Below are 18,761 nucleotides of genomic sequence, written 5' to 3' on the forward strand. Positions count from 1 at the left end.
GGCTCGCGCCGGCTTTGCTCGGCGTGACAAAAGTGTTTGGGCCACTCGGTGCCGAGCCGCGCTTGCGCGAGGCGGTGACCGCAGCGCTCGGGCGTCTTTATGCGCATGGTGCCCGACGCGCGGTGGAGATGCTCGTTTCCACGTGACGAAAATTCAGGCAGCAACAGCTGCCGATGCTGCACTGCGGCTAACGGAAGTCGCGCTTGATTTTTTCGCGTCATTGGCTCAACCGAGAGCGATGCCGAAGGACAGCAAGGTCATAGCCGCCAACGCGGCCTTTTACACCGCCTTCTCAACCGGCGACTTTGCCGGCATGGAACGGATGTGGGCGGACGACGACGCCATTTCCTGTATCCATCCCGGCTGGCCGGCCATCATCGGGCGCGCCACCGTGATCGGAAGCTGGCGCGACATCCTGCAAAATCCGGAGCGGCCGCAGATCGTCTGCGCCGAGCCGCAGGTGATCGTCGACGGCGACAGTGCGCGCGTGCTCTGCATCGAGATCGTCGACGGCACCGCCTTGGCCGCGGCCAATCATTTCAGGCGCGTCGGCGACGGCTGGCGCCTGGTTCATCACCAGTCGAGCCCGATCGCCCAGATCGTCGAGCAGACCCACGAGGAGCCATCAGGCCAGAGCCGGCGGTTTCATTGAAGCGGCGCGCGCTCAGCGAGGGCATCCCAGCTCCGACAGATCATCCAGGACGAACCGGGCATCGCTGAAATCATCGTCCCGGAAAAATATGCTGCGGGTGATGAGCACGGGAATGTTCGCGCGCGAGGCCGCGATCAGGCCGTTGGCAGAATCCTCGATCGCGACACAGTCCGAGGGCTTCAGCTTCAGTCGCGCCAGGATCGCGAGATAGACGTCCGGCGCAGGCTTCTTGTGCCTGACGTCGTCGCCGGCTTCGATCGCGTCGAAGTCCGCAGCCCAGCGTTTCCCGAGCGCGCGCGACAGCAGCGCATCGATGTTGCCGTGCGAGGTGGTCGTCGCGATCGCGAGACGCTGCCCCCGCGCCCTCGCAGCCGTGAGTAGATCCGCCACGCCCGGCCGCAACGGACAGCAGCCTGTTTCGACCAGCTCGGCGTAACGCGCGGTCTTGATGCGGTGAAGCTCCGCAATGTCCCCGTCCGGCAATGGCGGCGCGATCGGCTGCCTTGCATGATAGGCGCGGATACGTTCCTTGCCGCCCGTCACCCGCAGCAGATCCTTGTAAACGGCGCGGTCCCAATGCCAGTCGAGACCGCGGCAGTCGAAGGCTCCATTGAAGGCCTGCCGATGCAGCTCCTCCGTTTCGGCCAGGGTGCCGTCGACATCGAAGATCAGGGCGCGAGCGCGTCGGATCAGCTCTGACGCACCAGATGGCGCTATGGTGGCCGCTTCTGCCTGCATGACCGACGCCTCCTCGAACCCTGTAGCGAGAGACCATCGCCCGGGGGTGGCGGGTGAGTAAAATTGCAATATCTTCTGCCTGACCCAAAAATCTCTTATGAGTGCACGGGGCGGCGCGGCCGGAACTTCGATCAGCACGGGAGACGCATGCGGCTCTTCATCCTTGGCCTTGGTTATAGCGCCCGGCACTTCGTCGCCAGATTCGGCGGCGCCTTCACCCACATCGCCGGCACGGTGCGCGACCCCGCGAACCGGGAGACGATCGCCGGCATCGAGGCGCACCCGTTTTCCGGGAGCGGCCCGGATCGCGAGACGGTGGAGCAGGTTCGCGACGCCGATGTCCTTCTCGTGTCGATCCCGCCCGGAAGCCACGGCGATCCCGCAATTGCGGCATTCGCGGACACGCTGGCTGGGAAGCGCAGCCAAAAAGTCATCTATTTGTCCACCATCGGCGTGTACGGCGATCACGGCGGCGCGTTGGTGGACGAGAGCACGCCGCCGCAGGCGGCTCTCGATCGCACGCGGATGCGGCTCGCCGCCGAGGAAGCGTGGGCAGAGACGACGCGTGGCGATGTCGCAATATTGCGGCTTGCCGGCATCTACGGCCCCGGCCGCAATGCGCTGGCAACGCTACGCGCGGGCTCGGCCCNCCCGCCGCATCGTCAAGCCGGGACAGGTCTTCAACCGCATCCACGTCGACGACATCGCAAGCGCGATCATGGCCGCGGTTCGCCATCAGGGCGGCGGCCTATGGAACGTCTGCGACGACGAGCCCGCGCCGCCGCAGGATGTGATCGCCTATGCGGCACGGCTGATGGGCATCGCCCCGCCAGTCGAAGAGGCGTTCGAGACGGCCGAGATGTCGGCAATGGCGCGCAGCTTCTATGCCGGCAATGCGCGGGTCTCCAACGCGAGATTGAAACACGACCTTGGCATGACGCTCGCTCATCCGACCTATCGGCAGGGCCTCGCGGCGCTATGGAACGCGGGCGAGGGGAGCTAGAGGTTCCGCTGTCTCCGGACGCGTCCCTGGTCCGCTTTGCCCGCACTTGACTCCAATTCCGCGCAGACGTGATCTGGGCCCTGAGCGGGCCATTGCAAAACAAACTCGCCTTGGGAGGATACAATGAAGAAGACGATCGCGATGATCGCGACGGCGGCTGCCGTCATCACGCTCGGTGCTGCCCGCGCTGCACCGCTGCCCGAGGCCAATCCCGACGATGTCGGCTTCTCCAAACAAGGGCTCGCCCGGCTCGACGATTTCTTCGCGCGCGAAATCGCCACCAAGCGCGTGCCCGGCGCGGTCGTTGCAGTGGCGCGCGACGGCAAGCTCGTCCACTACAAGGCCTACGGCATGCTCGATCCGGACAAGGGCACGACGATGCCGGTTGGCGCGATATTCGCACTGGCGTCGATGACCAAGCCGATGGCAGCAGTCGCGGGCCTGACGCTGATGGAGCAAGGCCGGCTGCCGCTCCAGGCCAAGCTTTCCGACTACTATCCGGGATTTGCCGACATGAAAGTCGGCGTCCAGCAGGCCGACGGATCGCTGAAACTCGAACCGCAGGCCTCACCGATCTACATTCACGACCTGTATCGGCACACGTCCGGCCTGATGTATGGCGGCCGCCCGGACAGCTCCAGCGTACTGGCGCGGCAATACCCTGAGGGCACCGCACCGGCCCTCGAGGGCGACACCCAGGCCTTCATCGAGCGCATCACGAAATTGCCGCTGGTGCATCAGCCCTCGACCGAGTTCGAATACGGATTTTCGATCGATGTGCTCGGTGCCGTCGTCGAGAAGGTGAGTGAGCAGCGGCTCGGCGACTATCTCGCCGCTAATGTGTGGCAGCCGCTCGGCATGAAGGACGCGACCTTCCACCCGACCGACGCGCAGCGCCCGCGTCTTGCCCGCCCGTTTGCCAACGATCCGCTGACCGGCAAGCCGCAAGCCATCAAGCTGCTGGATACGCCGACCAGGTTCGATTGCGGCGGCGCCTGCTCATTTGCGACGGTTGGCGACTACATCCGCTTCGGACAGATGCTGCTCAATGGCGGCGAGCTCGACGGCCAGCGCATTCTCGGGCCCAAGACTGTGCATCACATGACGACCAACCACCTCGGTCCCGAGATCAAGAACAACGTGGCGAATGTCGAGCCGCATCGCGCCGGCTTCGGCTTCGGTCTCGCGGTCGCGGTCCGGACCAGCGAAGGCCTGTCGTCGGTTCCCGGCAATCCAGGCGAGTTCACCTGGAATGGCGCCTATGGCACGCAGTTCTTCTGCGATCCCAAGGAGAGGCTTGTCGTGGTGGTGGGAACGGCGGCGCCCGGCGAGCTCAGGAAATACTATCGCGAGCAGGTGCAGGACATCGTCTATGGCGCGATGGTGAAGTGAGATCATCGCACTGAAATAGAGAGGGCGGCCGATCGGGCCGCCCTCTCTAAAGCCAGCGTCAGCTCAGCACGCCATATTTCTTGAACCAGGCCTGCGCCTGCTTCCAGGCATCTTCCGCCGCGTCCTTGCGATAGCTGCCGCGGTAGTCGGCATGGAAGCCGTGCGGCGCCTCCGGATAGATCTTGAATTCGGCCGTCTTCTTGTTCTGCTCGAGCGCCGCCTTGAGCTGCTCGACCTGGGCGACGGGAATGCCGGTGTCAGCGCCGCCATAGAGGCCGAGCACCGGTGCCTTCATCTCGGGCGCGAGCTGGAGCGGGCTCTTCGGCCACAGCGGATTGGCTGGATCGACCGGCGGGCCATAGAAGGCGACACCGGCCTTGAGCGTGCCGCTGTGAGCGGCATATTCCCAGACGGTGCGCCCGCCCCGGCAAAAGCCGATGATGCCCAGCTTCGTGGTGTCACCGCCCTGCGATCCCGCCCATGCCACCGTCGCGTCGAGATCGGACAGCAGCTCGGCGTCCGGCTTGGCATTGACGACCGACAGCAGGTCCTTGATCTCGGTGATCTTGGTCAGGTCGACGCCCTTGCGGAAGTAATAGTCAGGCGCGACCGCGAATGCGCCGAGCTTGGCGAGGCGCCGCGTCACGTCCTTGATGTATTCATGCAGGCCGAAGATCTCCATCGCCACGATGATCACCGGCGCCTTGGTGTTGCCGGCCGGGCGGGCAAAATAGGCAGGCATCTCGTCCTCGGAGCCGACCTTGATCTGGGCGTCGCCGGCCTGGAGGCCATTGGTGTCGGTGGTGATGACCTCGGCGCGGACCGGCCCGGCCGCTAGCGTGTAGCCGGCGGCCACGGCCGCAGTGGCGCTCATGAAGCCGCGACGCGACACCGGGGGTGGCTTGATCAGCCCGACGACGTCGGACGTCATGGTCGTTTCGATACTCATCGGTTGATCCTTTCTGATGCCTGGCCTGATCCTTCAGGCGACGCATTCGCCAATAGTTGCCGGCCAAACGCAAATCACCAGCCTGCGAGCGCCGCCCGCGGTCAGGTTTTGCGGTTCTTCACCGGCGCGGTCTCGGGCATCAGGCTCATCGCGACAAGTCCGACGATTGCCGCAAGCAGCAGGTACCAGGCCGGCGCCAGCGGATCGCCGGTGACATGGAGCAGCCAGGTGACCACGAGTTGGGCCGTGCCGCCGAAGCTTGCGATCGCAACCGCATAGACAGTGGCGAACACGCCGCCGCGGATGTTCTGGGGCAGCGCCTCGGTGAAGGTGGCGTAGAACGCGGTGAAGGGCAGCGAGCCGATGGCGGAGAGGACGCCAAAGCCGACCAGCAGCGACAACGCCCCAGGCGCATGCACGATCCACAGGAAGGCCGGATAAGTCAGCAGCAGCGTTGCGAGCTGCGGCCAGATCATGACCGGCTTGCGGCCCAGGCGATCGGCGAGCCAGCCACCAAACAGCGCACCCGCAAATTGAATGGCGTTGCTGACGAGCGACACGCCGAAGGCCAGCGTCGAGGACACATGCAGCGTGTTCTGCGCATAGGTCGTCATGTATTGCGTGACGTAGGTCGAGATCGTGCCACTGGCCAAAATCATCAGCGCCAGCGCGATGAGGCCAGTGTGACGACGGGCCTGCGAAAGATGACTCGTGCGATCGACGGCCGCGCGACCGGATTCAGCCTGCGGGATCGTTTCCGGCAGCGTCCGGCGCATCCACAATCCGAACGGCAGGCAAACGGCACCGATCAGAAATGCCACCCGCCAGCCATAGGAATCCAGCATCTCCGGCGTCATGGTCTTGCTCAGGATGACGCCGACCAGGGCACCGGCGGTCGCGGCGATCTCCTGGCTCGCCGGCTGCCACGCCACCACCAGGGCCCGATGCTCCGGCGGGGCGATTTCGATCAGATAGGCGGTGGTCGGCCCGACCTCGCCGCCCAAAGCAAAGCCTTGCGCCATGCGCGCCGCGATCACGATGATCGGCGCCGCAACGCCGATCGAATTGTACGACGGCGTGAGCGAGATGGTCAGGATCGCAGCCCCCATCAGCGCAAAGCTCAGCAGCATGGCGGGCCGCCGACCGATCCGGTCGGAATAGATGCCGAGCACGATCCCCCCGATCGGCCGCGTGATGAAGCCAGCGCCGAAGGTCGCCAGCGACAGCATCAGGCTGCCGTATTCGCTTCCGGTCGGAAAGAAGGTGTGGCCGATCTGGATGGCGAAGAAGCTGTAGGTGATGAAGTCGTAGAACTCGAGCATGTTGCCGACGGTGGCGGCCAATGCTGCGCGCTTAACGTTGAAGGGCTTGGCCTGGGAAGGCTTGGTTTGTTCTGACGACACTCTGGCATTCCCCGATTTGAAAATGTGCCCGATTTAACCGCCTCGCCGCGCTGCGTCGCAACATCCATTAACCGAAAAAGGCGGTTCTCCCACCACCCGTTGCGCCATCACCCGTTGCAGGCCGTGCGCGCCTTCGCGCAATTCGAAACGCTTCGCCGCAACAATCGAGCTTGATCGTGGCCGCAACGACACATCATGTTGCCCAGACATCGCACACAGCCTGAGATTTACCCGCGAGTCTCCGCCATTTGACTGAAATTTTCAGAAGAGTTGAGCCGTGCAATTTACTCGAACTTTCTGTGTGACGCTCTAGTTCCACTCCCGAATGTTCCATCTCCAGAACGGAGAAGCTCTTCCAAGCGCTGTACGTGTTTCCGCTTCGAGCGAAGCAACGCTCGCGTGCTTCATTCTGACCGGCATAGATTGCGCTACCAAGGACTCAATTGAATAAAGCTTTATCCGATCTGGCATTGAAATGAATTTGGCTCGCGAAGCGATTGAATTGTTGGGACAGGTAGCGCGGATCCTGTGGTTCGAAGGCACCAAGCATGGCATGCGCGATCGCGAGTGGATGGCGCTGCGCTTCCTCTCCCGTGCCAACCGGTTTTCCAGGACGCCTTCGGCGCTGGCGAGCTACGTCGGCACCACGCGCGGCACTGCCTCGTTCATCATCGGCGAGCTCGAGCGGCTGGGTTATCTGGAGCGGAAGCGCTCCGCCAAGGACAAACGCTCGGTGTTGCTGAGCGTGACGCAGCAGGGCAAGAAGTTTTTGGCGCGCGATCCCGTCAACGGTCTCGTCGACGCCATCGCCGTGCTCGATGATGACGGCAAGATCCGCTTTCGCGACACACTGCGGCACGTGCTCGACCAGGCGGATGCCGCCGAACAGCGGCACCATACCGACGTCTGCAAGCGATGTATCTTCCTCCGGGAGGATCGCACCGCCGCCGAGAACAAGACGACCGTCGAGTTCACCTGCCGCCTGTTTCGCGCGCCGATCGCGGAGGCGGAGATCGACCTGCTATGCACCAGCTTCGAGCATCACCGCCAATAGAAGGGTCCGCCAATCACGGCGTCCCCTTGCGCGGCGAATAGACGGCGCCGCCGCTGGTATCCACCACGAGACGCCCATTCTCGTTTCTGATCTCCTCGACGCGGCCGAGGCTCGGCACCTGCTGCCCCAGCACGGCCTCGACGACGCCGTTCGGGCCTTGCAGGATCGCAATGCCCTCATAAGCCTGGCGGACTGACCAGCCTTTGACCGCCTTGCGCGGTGCCGAAGTGCGTTCGGCCGGAGCCACCGAGCCCGTGGTCTCGGGCGCCGCGACCGAGGCCATCATTGGCATCGCTGGCGATTGCGGCTGCGAGGCGACGGTTGTCGGCGCCTGAGCCTGCGCCTGGGCGAGTTTGTCGAGCTTCACCGTTGAGGACGAGCTCACCCGCTCGATGCGATCCAGATTTTCCGCGAACCGGCCGAAGCGATCGCTGGTCGCCTTGCTCGAGAAATCGACCGCGGTGCGCAGGCCATCGAGATTTTCGGACACGCCGGACAATTGCTTGCGCAGTTGCGCGACCGTGTCGCGCAGATTTCTGATCTCGGCATTGGCCGCGACGTTGGTCTGGCTCGGTTGCGTGGTGAGATAGGCGATCACACCGGTGCAGGCGCAGACCACCAGGATAGCGGCAACCGCCAATGTCGCGAGCGGCGCGACCCATGTCGGACGGGGCGACGGCGGCTTCGCCACGATCACGGCCGGCCTGATCACAACTTGCGCAGACTTGGGTATCGCCATCTTGTCGAGGCGTGCCTTGGCGCGAATACGCTTCAACCCCTCGAGCGCTGCTTTTGCCGCAACTTCGTCGCTTGTTGCCGCCGACGCAGGCTTGGTGCCTGTCACGGACTTTGCCGTTCGCGCCGCATTGTCCTTTGCATCGCGCGCCACCGACGCCGGTTTCGCCGCTGTAGAGATATCCGCGGTCTCGTTGGGACGCGTTTTTCCATCGGACAACATGTGAAAATGCTCCGTTCGTTTCGATCTGTCGAACGAAGCTAGTTGTCGAAGCTTGCCTGAACCGTGCGCGTCAATAACTATTCGTCACGCGCGATACGATGTCGAATGAGTCCAACGCGCCATGCACGAGGCGAGAGTGCGACTCGAAAGACACACACTCGCCAAGATTTCGCCAAGCTGGAGTCGCTTCGCCATACATGAGTCGAATTGTCGCACGCCGTTGCGCGACCAGGAGAGTCAATCCGGGGTTGAAAATCCCTCAATGCGAGGACGCGCGGCACTACCCAAAATAGCTGTAATTGTACGGGTGTACGGAACTTTATAACCGCCACGGTGCAAAACTAGTTCGAGAATCAAATCAACTGATGCGTTTGGATATATCAAGAAACAACTGGAAACAAACCAACAGCATCAAGCACGCGTAGCAACCGCTTTGTTTCGCGCGCTTGATCGGAAATCGGCAATTGTTACGGTCTTACTCAAGTGATTCTCGCCAGTTGGCGAGGAGATCGAGACAGTTCAGTAGCGTTCGGCCGCGATGAGCAACTTGGCGCAACTGTTCTAGTCGCTTTCTCAATCCGCTCCGCGAGGTGATCCGTAAGACACCCGCCGGACCTCACACAGTAAGCGTTCAGTATCGAGTCGAAGTAGCAGGCCTGCACGCGCAGGCACTGAATGCGTAGGGCTGCCCGCGAAAATCGAGACCATAACAACGATTCGCGGGAAGGAGTGTCGTCAAACAGCATGGCTGCCGAGCCGGGGCATCACAACAACGACCCGGCCGCAGCAAGTGCGAAACAGGGGCGAAAGACTGATGTATATTATCGTTGATGATCGCGAGAGCGTCGCGAACGGCTACGTTGGAGGGCTCGTTCGTGAGGGTGTATCGTCGATCGGCTTCTCCTCCGGAGAATTCTGGGACTGGCTGCAATCCGCCAATGAATCGGATCTGGCAGCCGTCGATGCCTTCCTTCTGGGGGACTGCGATGCCCGCGGAAGCCTGCCACGGGCGATGCGCAAGCGGTCCGCGGCTCCCATCATCGCCATGAGCGGCCAGAAGATGCTCAAGAACACGCTTGAGCTCTTCGAATCGGGCGTGGACGATGTGGTTCACGTGCCGATCCATCTTCGCGAGATCCTCGCGCGGACCGCGGCGATCGCACGCCGCAGGGTCGGCGACCTGCCGAGGCCCTGCGAGACCAGGATCCAGGTCTTCTTCAACGGGCGCGACCCCGAGATCGGCGGCCACGCCCTCACCCTGCCCCGCCGCGAACTGCGCATTCTCGAATATATGGTCGGCAACCACGGCAAGTGGATCACCAAGACGCAGATCTTCAACGCGGTCTACGGTATCTTCGAGGCGACGTTCGACGAGAGCGTGATCGAGAGCCACGTCAGCAAGCTGCGCAAGAAACTGCGTGACCGCCTCGGCTTCGACGCGATCGTCGCGCGGCGCTACGTCGGATACCGGCTCAACATCCCGGCCGGCGAGACCATCGACGAGCCGATGCAGGATCTCGACGAGGTCGGCATCCTCCTGAACCGGACACATGTCGCCCCGGCGGCATACCCGGCAGGAAACTGAAGCACTAAGGCGACGATACGAAACGACCACCGGCCTCTGCGGAGATAACCCGCAGAGGCCGGTTTGTTTTCAACGGCAGCAACGTCACGACACCGGCGCGGCTTCACAGCACGACGGGCTAAGGCTTCTGCTGGAATTCGTCCTTCGAGACGTAGTTGAAGTCCTCGACCAGGACGTCCTGGACAACGTCGGCCTGCATCCGCTCATTGACGCGCTGCTTGATGGCCGCGGTGAGGATGGAGAGGTCGTAACGGGCGAGCTTCCTGAAATCGAGGCGCTCATCCGCATAGATCCTGCGGAAGGCTTCGTCCACGACGAACGGCTCCGGCGGAACGCTGAGCTGGTGCATGGTCCGCGCCTCCACGGTGTAGACGAATCGCGCGACGATGTAGCCCTGCACGCTGCCGCTCTCGACCATGGGCACGCTCAGCGCTCGTGTCTTCTGGTATTGCAGCCCGTCGAGATATTCGTCCTTCGCCGGCAGCAGGCTGCCGTTCTCCTTCCAATAGGCCACGGCATAGCTCGTGCCTGCGGTGAGGATGCATACCCAGAGCCCGGCAAGCACCAGTCTGATCATTTTCCGTCCTTCGCCGCGCGGCCGGTATAGGTACCGTCCGACTCGGCCTCCTTGATCGCCCTGACGATGATGGTCGCGACCTCGCGCACGGCGTCGTAGTGCATTTCGAGGATCGACCGGTTTCGCTCCAGCTTCTCGCGCAACCGCTGGATTTCCTCGGTGATCTCGGTCTCACCGCCAAGATGCATCCGCGCCCGCATCAGCCGGACGAATTCCAGCATGCTGCGGCTCTTCCGCCCGCTGAAGTCGTCGAAATCGATCTTCTTGCCGGTCGCGAGCGCAGCGGTCTCCTCCTCGATAATACTCTCGAGCCGGCGAATCGCCGTCAACAGGCCGCGCACTTCATGCGACCTTTCCCCTTCCGACCTTGCCGCATCGATGCCGTCGGACGCCATGTCGCTGCCGACAATAGGCAGGAGCACGGGCAATAGCGCATCGCCCGACGCGGCACCCGTCATCGCCCCGGCGTCCAAGACCTGCTGCTCCAAGACCTGTCGCTCCATCACCGGAGCTGTCGCGCCTTCTTCTGCCTGCATAGGAAATTCACCCCTCAACCTTCGTCACCCATTTCCAGATCCATCATCCGGCCTTCCCCGTGACGCCGGGAGTCGCCGGATGCGCAGCGGCGAGCTGCTTGGCAATGCCGATCCCGTTGCCCTTGGCAAGCTGATTGCCGAGCTGCTCGGCGAGCATCGATTTCCAGACGCTGCCGGCGGTCCCCTTGCCGAAGACCTCCTCCGACTCTTTCGGCAACATCGTCTCGACGAAGGTCTGGAGGATGAACGCCTCGAACTTGCGATACACCTCACCCGAGGCGGGCTTCTTGATCACCTGCACCGGCGCGCCGTTCACCACCCCCGATTGCGCTTCAGGCACCGTCGTCGCCGATTGATCGGCGGCAGCCGTTGCCGCGGCCTTGTTGACCTCGGCGTCCATCGTGGCGGCAAAATCGGTGTCCGACGATTTCAGGGCATCGAGCTTTGCAGTCGCCACGCGTTGCGTCACCGGATCGCCGGCTTCGAGAACGTCGAGAACGAGGTCGGGCGTCGCTGTCACGATCATGTCTTATTCCGGCTGGCTGGCCGTGGCGTCCAGTCGCGCACGGCGGGATGTATCCCCGTCATCTCCTCGAGCGAGCGCTTCTCCGCGTCGCGACGCTTGTCGGCGAGCGCCGCTTTGGCGACTTCCTCGAGCTGCTTCACGCGGCGGTTCTCCGAGCGGACCTGGTCGAGCTGCCGCGAGGCCCGCTCCTGAACGGCGCGCGCGCCGACGCTGGTCTTGGTCAGGCGCCGCGCGATCGATTCGCTCGATGATCCCACCGGCGGCTTCCCCTCGTTCAGGGCTCCGACCAGCCATGCCTGCTCATCCTGCAAGGTCTGCTCCTGCTGCCGCAAATGCGCGAGCTGCCATTCGGACAGCCGGAGCTGGAGCTTCACGAGCGAGACGATCCGGCCGAGCTTGTCCGCGCGCGATGTCATGGCCGGTCATTCCGCCAGCCACGACGACAGGCCGAGCATGAACTGCGTCAGCAACTCGTCGCTGGTGAGGTAGAGCAGCAGGAAGCCGCCGAACAGGACGAAGGGCACCGAGATGAAATAGACCGGAATCGCCGGTGTCAGCTTGTTGATGAGGCCGACCGCCAAATTGACGATGACGGAATAGACGATGAAGGGGCTGGTGATCCGCAGCGTCAGCACGAACGCTTGCGACAGGCGGCTCTCGAGCTGGTTCAGTGCCATCTCGCTGCTCAACTTCTCGCCGGGGCGCCAGACGTCGTAGGAATTCATCAGTCCGCGCAGGACCTGCCAGTGCAGGTCGGTCATGAAGAACAGCGTGGTGACGGCGACCATGATCAGCGGCACCAGGGCCGGCGCCGAATCGGTATCGCCGACCGGCGTTCCCGGGATGTTGCTGAGCCCGATTGCGCTCGCCATCACGGTCGCCATGGTCTGGAGCGCGAGAAAAAACACGCGGCCGCCGAGCCCGATGACGCTGCCGACCAGGAGCTCGGTGCCGATCAGTGACGCAAGCGCCAGCGGCGGTGCGTTGTCCACGAGCGGCTTCAGGATCGCAACCAGGATCGGCGCCAGCGCAAACGTCGTGACGAGCGCGACGAACAGGCGGATCTGGGGCGGAATGTTGACGCTTGAATAGCCGGGCACCAGCATCAGGCAACCGCCGATGCGACAGAACACGATGAAGGTGGCAAGCACGTTGTCGGCAAGGCCATTGATCACGAGATGGCTCCGAGCGCCCGGATCTCGGCGGTGCGTGCGACCTCGACATGCGACAGGATCGGCAGCGTCGGGAACACCCGTTCCAGGATCATGCGGACATAGGGACGGGCTTCCGGGGTCACCGCCAGCACCACGCTGGTGCCGTCCTCGGTGAATTTGCGGATCGCGGCGCTGGCGTCGGTCGCGAACTGCTCGATCAGCCGTGGGTCGGCATCGAACTCGACCACGTCGCCCTTGGCATCGCGCTTCAGGCTCTGGTGGAACGCGAGATCCCACCGATTGCCGAGACGAAGGACGTTGAGCACGCCGTTGTCGGAGAGATCGCCGCAGATCTGCTGGGCCAAACGCATCCGCACGTGCTCGGCGACCTGTTCGGAGCGCCGCACATGGGGCGCGACCTCGGCGATCGCCTCGAGGATCAAATGAAGGTTCCGGATCGACACGCGCTCGGCCAGCAGGATCTTCAGGATCGCCAGCAGGCCCGAATAGGAGATCTGCGACGGGCAGAGATCGTCGACCAGGCGCTTGTATTCGGGCTCGAGCCGGTCGAGCAGGCCACGCATGTCCTTGTAGGACAGCAGCTGGGCGAGGTTCGCCCTGGTCACTTCGCTCAGATGCGTGAGCAGCACCGACAGATTGTCGACAGGCTTGCAGCCCTGTCGCTTGACCTCGTCGGTGAAGGCTTCCGTCACCCACAGTGCCTTCATTCCGAACGCGGGCTCGATGACCTCGTCGCCCGGCACGTCGGGCTTGCCGTCCTTGTCCACCAGCACCATCACCTCGCCGAGCCGCAGCTCGCCATGGGCGACGCGCGTATCGTGGATCCGGATCTGGTACCCCTTGGGGTCGATCGACAGATTGTCCGACAGCTTGATCTCGGGAATGACGAAGCCGTACTGCTTGGCGAACTTCTTGCGGATCTTGCCGACGCGATGCGCCAGCTCGTTGCGCGAACCCAGCAGATGGACCGACAAATGGCCGCCGAGCGACACTTCGATCTCGGTGGTCTTGAGCGATTCCTTGACGGATTCCTTGGCTTCGGCCTGCGCCCGCTCGTCAGCCTTGTGCGCCTCCTCCTTCCGCTCCCGCGCCGCCTGCCGCCGCGGCAGCGAGTAGCCGACGAAAGCCATGGCACCGCCGAGCAACACGAACGGTGCCATCGGAAGTCCCGGCATCAGGGCGAGCACGAACATCATCAACGACGCCGCCGACACCGCGCGCGGGTAGCCGCCGAGCTGTCGCAGCACGGCCTGCTCCGCCGACCCCCTGGTACCGCCCTTGGAGACCAGGAGGCCCGCCGACAGCGACACGATCAGTGCCGGCATCTGCGTGACCAGACCGTCGCCGACGGAGAGTTTTGTGTAGATGTCCGCGGAGCGCGACAACGTCAGACCGTGATGGGTGACGCCGATGATGATACCGCCGAAGATATTGATCGCAGTGATGATCAGGCCGGCGATGGCATCGCCGCGGACGAATTTCGAGGCACCGTCCATCGCGCCAAAGAAGGAGCTCTCCTCTTCGAGTTCGCGGCGCCGACGCTGAGCTTCCTTGTCGTCGATCAAGCCCGCCGACAGGTCCGCGTCGATCGCCATCTGCTTGCCCGGGATTGCGTCCAGGGTGAAGCGGGCGCCGACCTCGGCGATACGCGTCGCGCCCTTGGTAATCACGACGAAATTCACCGTGACCAGGATCGCGAAGATGATCAGGCCGATGACGAAGTCGCCGCCCATGACGAACTTCGAGAAGCCGGCGACGACATGGCCCGCGGCCTGCTCGCCCTCCCCGCCGCGGGATAGGATCAGACGGGTCGTCGCAACGTTGAGCGCCAGCCGCAGGATCGTCGCGATCAGCAGCACCGTCGGGAAGGCCGAGAAATCGAGCGGCCGCTGGATCCACAGCGCGACCATCAGGATCAGCGCCGACAACGCGATCGAGAAGGCGAGGCCGAGATCGATCAGGATCGAGGGAATCGGCAGGAACAGGATCGTGAGCATGGCCACGATACCGCCTGCGAAAAAGGCATCGGCCCCCAGTCGTCGTGGGGTCGGCAGGCTAGCAGCTAACGTATTGGCCATGGGTCACCGGCAGCAGGGTCCGCCTTGCAATCTGCCGCCTAAAGCTTACGCGAGGGTGGTGGCCTGCGGCTCGCGGATCAGAAGCCGTGCTCGATCCGCGAATAGACCATTTCGGTGAAGGTGGAGAGGTGCGCGCCGATGAAGGAGCCGGAGACAGCAACGACCAGGAGAATGACGATGATCTTCGGAACGAAGGTCAGCGTCACTTCCTGGACCTGAGTCAAGGCCTGGATCAGCGCGATGAAGGTGCCAACCAGCATCGCCGCGCCAACCGCGGGTCCGGAGGCGACAATGATGGTCCAGATCGCCGCCTGGACGATGTCGAGGGCATCCCGCTCGTTCATGGCCTAGCTGAGCGTGAGGCCGGGGCCGACCGCGATCTTGGTGCCGTCCTCGAGGGTCGCGACAGATCCGTCACTGTTGATCGAGACCGACGCGATCTTGCCGGTAACGGCCGCCCCGGTCGTATCCGTGAAGCTGACGTTGCGTCCGATCAACCCGTCCGCCTGCGTCAGCGCCTGCGAGGACAGCAGCGAATCGAGCTTCGAGTTGGTCAGCGTAGCCTGCTCGACCGTGGAGAGCTGCGCGAACTGGCTCATATATTGCGAGGTATCCATCGGATTGGTCGGATCTTGGTTCTTCATCTCGGCGATGAGGAGTTGAAGAAACGTGTTGTAGTCGACGCTGTTGCTCGACGTGGTCGAGCTGGATCCGGTCGTCGACGAAGTGTTGTTCGTTGCATCGGTCGCACTGGTGACGTTCATGTGCCTCTCCGCTGTCAGGCAGCCTCGAATGGGGAATCGGTGGTGGCGCCGGCCAGGATCGCCTGCTCCACCGGGAACAGCGCCCGGATACGCTTGAGCGCTTCGAAATAGCGGGTCGCGCCGACCAGCTCGTCGACCGCGGCAAGCCCCTCCAGCATCTCGTTGCTCTCGCAGACCGCCCAGAGGGCGGCGTAATGCTGCCCGTAGAGCGCGGCAGCATCGGCAACGTTCGTCGGGTTGATCAACATGAGCTGAACAATGAAATAGAGTTGCCGCATCGCCGTGGTGGCGTCGGACGCCTGCATGACCTGTCCTTCGAGCAGGAACATCACGTCGTTGACGAGCTCGACGGAGACCTTGCGGTCAACGCGCAGCACCGCGCCGTTGATGTAGACCCGTTCGCCCGCCCGCAAGGATATCTTCATTAGAGCGCATCTCGGATCAGGCGGTTGATTTCGATGAGCTGCACCACGTCGTTCGATCTCTCTTCACGAAGCCGATCCGCTTCCTTGACGACCCACAGCCCGATCGAGATGATGTCGGCGCGCAACTTGTCGGGCAGTCCGTTTTCCGGATGCGCGAGATCCTCGATGAAGATCGTCCACAGCCGCCGGACGTAGAGCAGGCTCTCGACCAGATCCTCGATACTGAAACGCCCCTTCTCGAGTCGCTCCAGCCGGTCGATGCCGAGGCTGAGCGCCTGCCGCTCGCGCCCCCGCGCCTCGTAGCCGCTGTCTTCAACGACCGTTTCGTAGGCTTCAAAAGTCATCCGGACCACTCTGCGCAGGAACTGCAAGGAAGCTGCAAGAAAACTGAATGAGAAAGCGACGGCCGCCCAGCTCAGAGGTAATTGATGAGACTGATCTTCTGGAGTTGCGAGGTCAACGCGAGCGCCGTCTGGATCTGGGTCTGCAAGGTGTTGACGCGCACCGACGCTTCGGCCGGATCGACCTTCTCCATGTCGACGATCTGGTTGTTCAGAATGTCCTTCTGGGCGTTGAGCTTGTCCGTGGCGGTGGTGACCCGTTGCTGGACCACGCCGACGTTGCCGCCGAGCGTCGCGAGGTCATCGATGGCACTACCTACGAGGCCGATGGCCTTGTCCACGACAGTCTGGAACGTCGTCTGGCTCAGGTTTATGTTCCCGAGATCGGACATCATGGTGTAGGCCTCGGCGAGCTTGCGGAAGCCGGTCTGGTTGGCGCTGACGGACGTATCAACGACCTCGGTCGTGGAGATACGACTTTGCATGGTCTGGTCGGTGGCCGATGACCAGTTGGTGTTCCAGGCCGGGCTCGCGAACTCGGCATCAAAGGTGGTGTCGAGGAAGCTCTGCATTTGAGCCGGAGTAATGCTGCTCACGCTGGCCGAGGATTGCGAGAAGCCGAAGGTCGAAAGGAAATCGGAATCGACCTGGTTCTTGCTGGCCGAGCCCGCGGCATAATCCGTGATCGGCGCGTTCTGCGTGTTGATGCCCGAGAACAGAAAAGAGCCGTTATAGGAGACGTTCAGCGCGCCGATCAGATCCTCGAGGTTCGAGGACGCAGGCGGCAGGACGATCCGCCCGCCGCCGTCGGTGCTGCGGGCCGCGATCAGGTCCTTGAGGAAGTCCGATGCGGTCGAGCCTAGCTCGGTGATGCGGTTTTGAGTCACGTCGAGACGACCCGAGACCAGCCCGTTGGTATCGACGAGCTGATCGGCGAAGCTCATGTCCGCCCGCAGGCTGACGTCGCCACCCGTCGTGGCACCGAGCTCGAGGCCGACATCGGCGAAGCGGCCGGTGGTCGCCTCCGTCGACGCCTTGCTCAGCGCAGCCTGGTTGTTCGTGATCGAGGATCTCAACGACGACGACAGCATCAGCGTCGAGATATAGTTTGCGCTCATCATGACGTTGTCCCCACGGCTGCCAGCAAGCTCTGCAACATTTGGTCGACGGTCGAGATGATCTTCGACGACGCCGAATAGGTACGCTCGACCTGGAGCATCAACGACATTTCGTCGTCCATGTTGACGCCGCTGACGTTCGACAACGCCGCCGTACTACGGTCGAGCAGCGTGCTCTGATATGTGGAACTGTCGTTGGCGGCCTTGCGCTGATTTTCGATCCAGCTCGTCGACGACGACGCGAAGTCGATCAGGCTGCCGTTCGGCTTGCCTTGCGTGGTCGCATCGAACGGCTGCGACACATCCATGTTGCCGATGATCTGCTGAAGCCGGGTCGAGTAGCCGGCGTTGCCAGCGGTGTTGTATTGGTAGGCGGCGTTGCCGCTGATCGCGCCGTCGCGCAGCAGATTTGGGTTGCCGCCCTGAGCCGGATCGACCGATGCGGCAACCGAGATCGTGCCGGCAAGGCCCACCGAGACGGTGGCGCTCGCGGGCATCGCCGGCGCGCCGGGATAGGTGAAGAGACCGGGAACATCGGGCAGCGCCGCGCCCGATTGATCGCTTTCCTTGAAGGTATTGGTCAGGCCGCGCGCGATCTCGTCGAGTTGGCTCTGATAGGTGACCGTGTCATTGTCGCGCAATTGAGCGAGACCGGCGAGCTTGCCGGACTTGATCGGCATCACCGAATTGGGGCCGGTCACGGGCACGCCGTCGATATAGACCGCGTTGCCCGTGGTGCTCGGCGAATAGGCGTTGGTCGGGGCGAAGCTGACCGAGCGCGCCGTCTTGTCGAACAGCACCACGCCACTGTCGGTGTAGAGCGCGGCATCGCCGTTGGTGCGGATCGACATCGTGACACCGACCTCCTGCGACAGGCTCGAGACGATGCTGTCGCGCTGGTCGAGATAGTCAGTCACGTCGTCGCCGGCGATCGTTCCCTTCACGATCGCCGTATTGACGGTCTGGAACTGGGAGAGCAACTGGTTGATGTTCTGAACCGACGTTTTCATGTCGGCGTCTGCGCCCTCGCGGACCGACTGAACGGTCTGGGTCGCCTGGTTGAGCGCGGTCGCCATGTCCTTGGCGGACGTGACGGCCGCCTGCGCCAGCGTGGCGTTGTCCGGAGCATTGGCATATTGCTGGAGCGCCTGCTTCAGCGCATTAAGCTGCGCCGTCGGCGACTGGTCGAGCTCCGGATCGTCCACCGTGGCAGTTGCGATCTGCTGGAGACCGTCATAGATCGCGCTCTGCGTAGCCGCCGCGGAGGTCGCGGTCAGGACGTTGCTGTACAGGCCCGAGCTGGCGGCGCGCTGGATCGCCGCCACATAGACGCCGGTACCGGGAAGGTTGTCCAGCACGGTGATCTTGCGCGAATAGCCGGTCGCACTGGCACCGGCGATGTTACGCGAAATGACCGACGACTGGATGCCCGACGCCATGAGCGAGGAGCGGGCGGAGTCGAGGGCTGACGTAAGGGACATGGCGTG

Annotated in this window: 22 protein-coding genes and 1 pseudogene; 7 read left to right on the forward strand and 16 right to left on the reverse strand. The window is 63.3% G+C overall.

Annotated features, from left to right (window positions below):
- Both UP06_RS42745 and UP06_RS31920 read left to right on the forward strand, forming a co-directional pair.
- On the forward strand, window positions 1–146 hold a 146-nt coding region (locus UP06_RS42745), incomplete at its 5' end, for a hypothetical protein (protein ID WP_045007683.1).
- Window positions 147–238: 92 nt separating this feature from the next.
- Window positions 239–652 (forward strand): nuclear transport factor 2 family protein, encoded by a 414-nt coding sequence (locus UP06_RS31920; RefSeq protein WP_045007684.1) that lies wholly within the window; start codon window positions 239–241, stop codon window positions 650–652.
- Between the two features lie 12 nt (window positions 653–664).
- Here UP06_RS31920 and UP06_RS31925 read toward each other — a convergent pair whose 3' ends face one another.
- Window positions 665–1,390 (reverse strand): HAD family hydrolase, encoded by a 726-nt coding sequence (locus UP06_RS31925; RefSeq protein ID WP_045007685.1) that lies wholly within the window; start codon window positions 1,388–1,390, stop codon window positions 665–667.
- Window positions 1,391–1,537: 147 nt separating this feature from the next.
- Here UP06_RS31925 and UP06_RS42275 point away from each other — a divergent pair.
- The 3 genes and pseudogenes from UP06_RS42275 to UP06_RS31935 form a co-directional block, all read left to right on the forward strand.
- The coding region (locus UP06_RS42275) for a Rossmann-fold NAD(P)-binding domain-containing protein (protein ID WP_502691621.1) at window positions 1,538–2,039 on the forward strand (502 nt) is incomplete at its 3' end.
- A gap of 1 nt (window position 2,040) precedes the next feature.
- Window positions 2,041–2,393, forward strand: a pseudogene (locus UP06_RS42280) (NAD(P)-dependent oxidoreductase); the annotation flags it as partial.
- A 123-nt stretch (window positions 2,394–2,516) separates the two neighbouring features.
- Window positions 2,517–3,785, forward strand: coding sequence for a serine hydrolase domain-containing protein (locus tag UP06_RS31935; RefSeq protein WP_045007686.1), 1,269 nt, complete (start codon window positions 2,517–2,519; stop codon window positions 3,783–3,785).
- A 58-nt stretch (window positions 3,786–3,843) separates the two neighbouring features.
- On the opposite strand, the gene UP06_RS31940 is transcribed toward UP06_RS31935, so the two are convergent.
- Both UP06_RS31940 and UP06_RS31945 read right to left on the reverse strand, forming a co-directional pair.
- Window positions 3,844–4,734 (reverse strand): dienelactone hydrolase family protein, encoded by an 891-nt coding sequence (locus UP06_RS31940; protein ID WP_045007687.1) that lies wholly within the window; start codon window positions 4,732–4,734, stop codon window positions 3,844–3,846.
- Between the two features lie 101 nt (window positions 4,735–4,835).
- Complete coding sequence (locus tag UP06_RS31945; RefSeq protein WP_045007688.1) at window positions 4,836–6,137, reverse strand: MFS transporter; 1,302 nt, start codon at window positions 6,135–6,137, stop codon at window positions 4,836–4,838.
- Between the two features lie 475 nt (window positions 6,138–6,612).
- On the opposite strand from UP06_RS31945, the gene UP06_RS31950 reads away from it, so the two are divergent.
- Window positions 6,613–7,191 carry a MarR family winged helix-turn-helix transcriptional regulator gene (locus UP06_RS31950; RefSeq protein WP_045007689.1) on the forward strand — a complete coding sequence of 193 codons (579 nt, stop codon included), beginning with the start codon at window positions 6,613–6,615 and terminating at the stop codon, window positions 7,189–7,191.
- A 13-nt stretch (window positions 7,192–7,204) separates the two neighbouring features.
- On the opposite strand, the gene UP06_RS31955 is transcribed toward UP06_RS31950, so the two are convergent.
- Window positions 7,205–8,149: a hypothetical protein gene (locus tag UP06_RS31955; RefSeq protein ID WP_045007690.1), complete on the reverse strand. Its 945-nt coding sequence runs from the start codon at window positions 8,147–8,149 to the stop codon at window positions 7,205–7,207.
- A gap of 814 nt (window positions 8,150–8,963) precedes the next feature.
- On the opposite strand from UP06_RS31955, the gene UP06_RS31960 reads away from it, so the two are divergent.
- A complete protein-coding gene (locus UP06_RS31960; RefSeq protein WP_045007691.1) occupies window positions 8,964–9,734 on the forward strand; it encodes a response regulator transcription factor in 771 nt (256 codons plus the stop codon).
- A 118-nt stretch (window positions 9,735–9,852) separates the two neighbouring features.
- Here UP06_RS31960 and UP06_RS31965 read toward each other — a convergent pair whose 3' ends face one another.
- The 12 genes from UP06_RS31965 to flgK form a co-directional block, all read right to left on the reverse strand.
- Window positions 9,853–10,311: a hypothetical protein gene (locus UP06_RS31965; RefSeq protein ID WP_045007692.1), complete on the reverse strand. Its 459-nt coding sequence runs from the start codon at window positions 10,309–10,311 to the stop codon at window positions 9,853–9,855.
- The gene (locus UP06_RS31970; protein ID WP_045007693.1) at window positions 10,308–10,847 is read right to left on the reverse strand and encodes a hypothetical protein; all 540 of its coding nucleotides are present in this window, start codon (window positions 10,845–10,847) and stop codon (window positions 10,308–10,310) included. The genes UP06_RS31965 and UP06_RS31970 overlap by 4 nt, the downstream gene beginning before the upstream one ends.
- A 43-nt stretch (window positions 10,848–10,890) precedes the next feature.
- On the reverse strand, window positions 10,891–11,373 hold the full coding sequence (locus tag UP06_RS31975; RefSeq protein ID WP_045007694.1) for a rod-binding protein: 483 nt from the start codon (window positions 11,371–11,373) through the stop codon (window positions 10,891–10,893).
- Window positions 11,370–11,789, reverse strand: a complete 420-nt coding sequence (locus UP06_RS31980) for a hypothetical protein (RefSeq protein ID WP_045007695.1) — start codon at window positions 11,787–11,789, stop codon at window positions 11,370–11,372. Before UP06_RS31980 ends, UP06_RS31975 begins: the two co-directional genes overlap by 4 nt.
- Window positions 11,790–11,795: 6 nt before the next feature.
- The gene (gene fliR, locus UP06_RS31985; RefSeq protein WP_045007696.1) at window positions 11,796–12,548 is read right to left on the reverse strand and encodes a flagellar biosynthesis protein FliR; all 753 of its coding nucleotides are present in this window, start codon (window positions 12,546–12,548) and stop codon (window positions 11,796–11,798) included.
- The gene (gene flhA, locus UP06_RS31990) at window positions 12,545–14,626 is read right to left on the reverse strand and encodes a flagellar biosynthesis protein FlhA (protein WP_045007697.1); all 2,082 of its coding nucleotides are present in this window, start codon (window positions 14,624–14,626) and stop codon (window positions 12,545–12,547) included. Before flhA ends, fliR begins: the two co-directional genes overlap by 4 nt.
- Window positions 14,627–14,703: 77 nt before the next feature.
- Window positions 14,704–14,970, reverse strand: coding sequence for a flagellar biosynthesis protein FliQ (fliQ, locus tag UP06_RS31995; protein WP_045007698.1), 267 nt, complete (start codon window positions 14,968–14,970; stop codon window positions 14,704–14,706).
- A 3-nt stretch (window positions 14,971–14,973) separates the two neighbouring features.
- The gene (gene flgD, locus UP06_RS32000; protein WP_045007699.1) at window positions 14,974–15,390 is read right to left on the reverse strand and encodes a flagellar hook assembly protein FlgD; all 417 of its coding nucleotides are present in this window, start codon (window positions 15,388–15,390) and stop codon (window positions 14,974–14,976) included.
- A 14-nt stretch (window positions 15,391–15,404) separates the two neighbouring features.
- Window positions 15,405–15,815, reverse strand: coding sequence for a flagellar biosynthesis repressor FlbT (gene flbT, locus UP06_RS32005; RefSeq protein ID WP_045007700.1), 411 nt, complete (start codon window positions 15,813–15,815; stop codon window positions 15,405–15,407).
- Window positions 15,815–16,159, reverse strand: a complete 345-nt coding sequence (gene flaF / locus UP06_RS32010; protein ID WP_045007701.1) for a flagellar biosynthesis regulator FlaF — start codon at window positions 16,157–16,159, stop codon at window positions 15,815–15,817. Before flaF ends, flbT begins: the two co-directional genes overlap by 1 nt.
- 71 nt (window positions 16,160–16,230) lie before the next feature.
- A complete protein-coding gene (locus UP06_RS32015) occupies window positions 16,231–17,277 on the reverse strand; it encodes a flagellar hook-associated family protein (protein ID WP_045007702.1) in 1,047 nt (348 codons plus the stop codon).
- The gene (flgK, locus tag UP06_RS32020; RefSeq protein ID WP_045007703.1) at window positions 17,274–18,755 is read right to left on the reverse strand and encodes a flagellar hook-associated protein FlgK; all 1,482 of its coding nucleotides are present in this window, start codon (window positions 18,753–18,755) and stop codon (window positions 17,274–17,276) included. The genes UP06_RS32015 and flgK overlap by 4 nt, the downstream gene beginning before the upstream one ends.
- Between the last annotated feature and the right edge of the window lie 6 nt (window positions 18,756–18,761).

Origin of the sequence: Bradyrhizobium sp. LTSP857 (assembly GCF_000938285.1) — a bacterium.
GTDB lineage: Bacteria > Pseudomonadota > Alphaproteobacteria > Rhizobiales > Xanthobacteraceae > Bradyrhizobium.

Coding starts and splice junctions, on each gene's coding strand:
- UP06_RS31920 (WP_045007684.1), top strand. CDS start 239: ATGCCGAAGGACAGCAAGGTCATAGCCGCCAACGCGGCCTTTTACACC.
- UP06_RS31925 (WP_045007685.1), bottom strand. CDS start 1,390: ATGCAGGCAGAAGCGGCCACCATAGCGCCATCTGGTGCGTCAGAGCTG.
- UP06_RS31935 (WP_045007686.1), top strand. CDS start 2,517: ATGAAGAAGACGATCGCGATGATCGCGACGGCGGCTGCCGTCATCACG.
- UP06_RS31940 (WP_045007687.1), bottom strand. CDS start 4,734: ATGAGTATCGAAACGACCATGACGTCCGACGTCGTCGGGCTGATCAAG.
- UP06_RS31950 (WP_045007689.1), top strand. CDS start 6,613: ATGAATTTGGCTCGCGAAGCGATTGAATTGTTGGGACAGGTAGCGCGG.
- UP06_RS31955 (WP_045007690.1), bottom strand. CDS start 8,149: ATGTTGTCCGATGGAAAAACGCGTCCCAACGAGACCGCGGATATCTCT.
- UP06_RS31960 (WP_045007691.1), top strand. CDS start 8,964: ATGTATATTATCGTTGATGATCGCGAGAGCGTCGCGAACGGCTACGTT.
- UP06_RS31965 (WP_045007692.1), bottom strand. CDS start 10,311: ATGATCAGACTGGTGCTTGCCGGGCTCTGGGTATGCATCCTCACCGCA.
- UP06_RS31970 (WP_045007693.1), bottom strand. CDS start 10,847: ATGCAGGCAGAAGAAGGCGCGACAGCTCCGGTGATGGAGCGACAGGTC.
- UP06_RS31975 (WP_045007694.1), bottom strand. CDS start 11,373: ATGATCGTGACAGCGACGCCCGACCTCGTTCTCGACGTTCTCGAAGCC.
- UP06_RS31980 (WP_045007695.1), bottom strand. CDS start 11,789: ATGACATCGCGCGCGGACAAGCTCGGCCGGATCGTCTCGCTCGTGAAG.
- flhA (WP_045007697.1), bottom strand. CDS start 14,626: ATGGCCAATACGTTAGCTGCTAGCCTGCCGACCCCACGACGACTGGGG.
- fliQ (WP_045007698.1), bottom strand. CDS start 14,970: ATGAACGAGCGGGATGCCCTCGACATCGTCCAGGCGGCGATCTGGACC.
- flgD (WP_045007699.1), bottom strand. CDS start 15,390: ATGAACGTCACCAGTGCGACCGATGCAACGAACAACACTTCGTCGACG.
- flbT (WP_045007700.1), bottom strand. CDS start 15,815: ATGAAGATATCCTTGCGGGCGGGCGAACGGGTCTACATCAACGGCGCG.
- flaF (WP_045007701.1), bottom strand. CDS start 16,159: ATGACTTTTGAAGCCTACGAAACGGTCGTTGAAGACAGCGGCTACGAG.
- UP06_RS32015 (WP_045007702.1), bottom strand. CDS start 17,277: ATGATGAGCGCAAACTATATCTCGACGCTGATGCTGTCGTCGTCGTTG.
- flgK (WP_045007703.1), bottom strand. CDS start 18,755: ATGTCCCTTACGTCAGCCCTCGACTCCGCCCGCTCCTCGCTCATGGCG.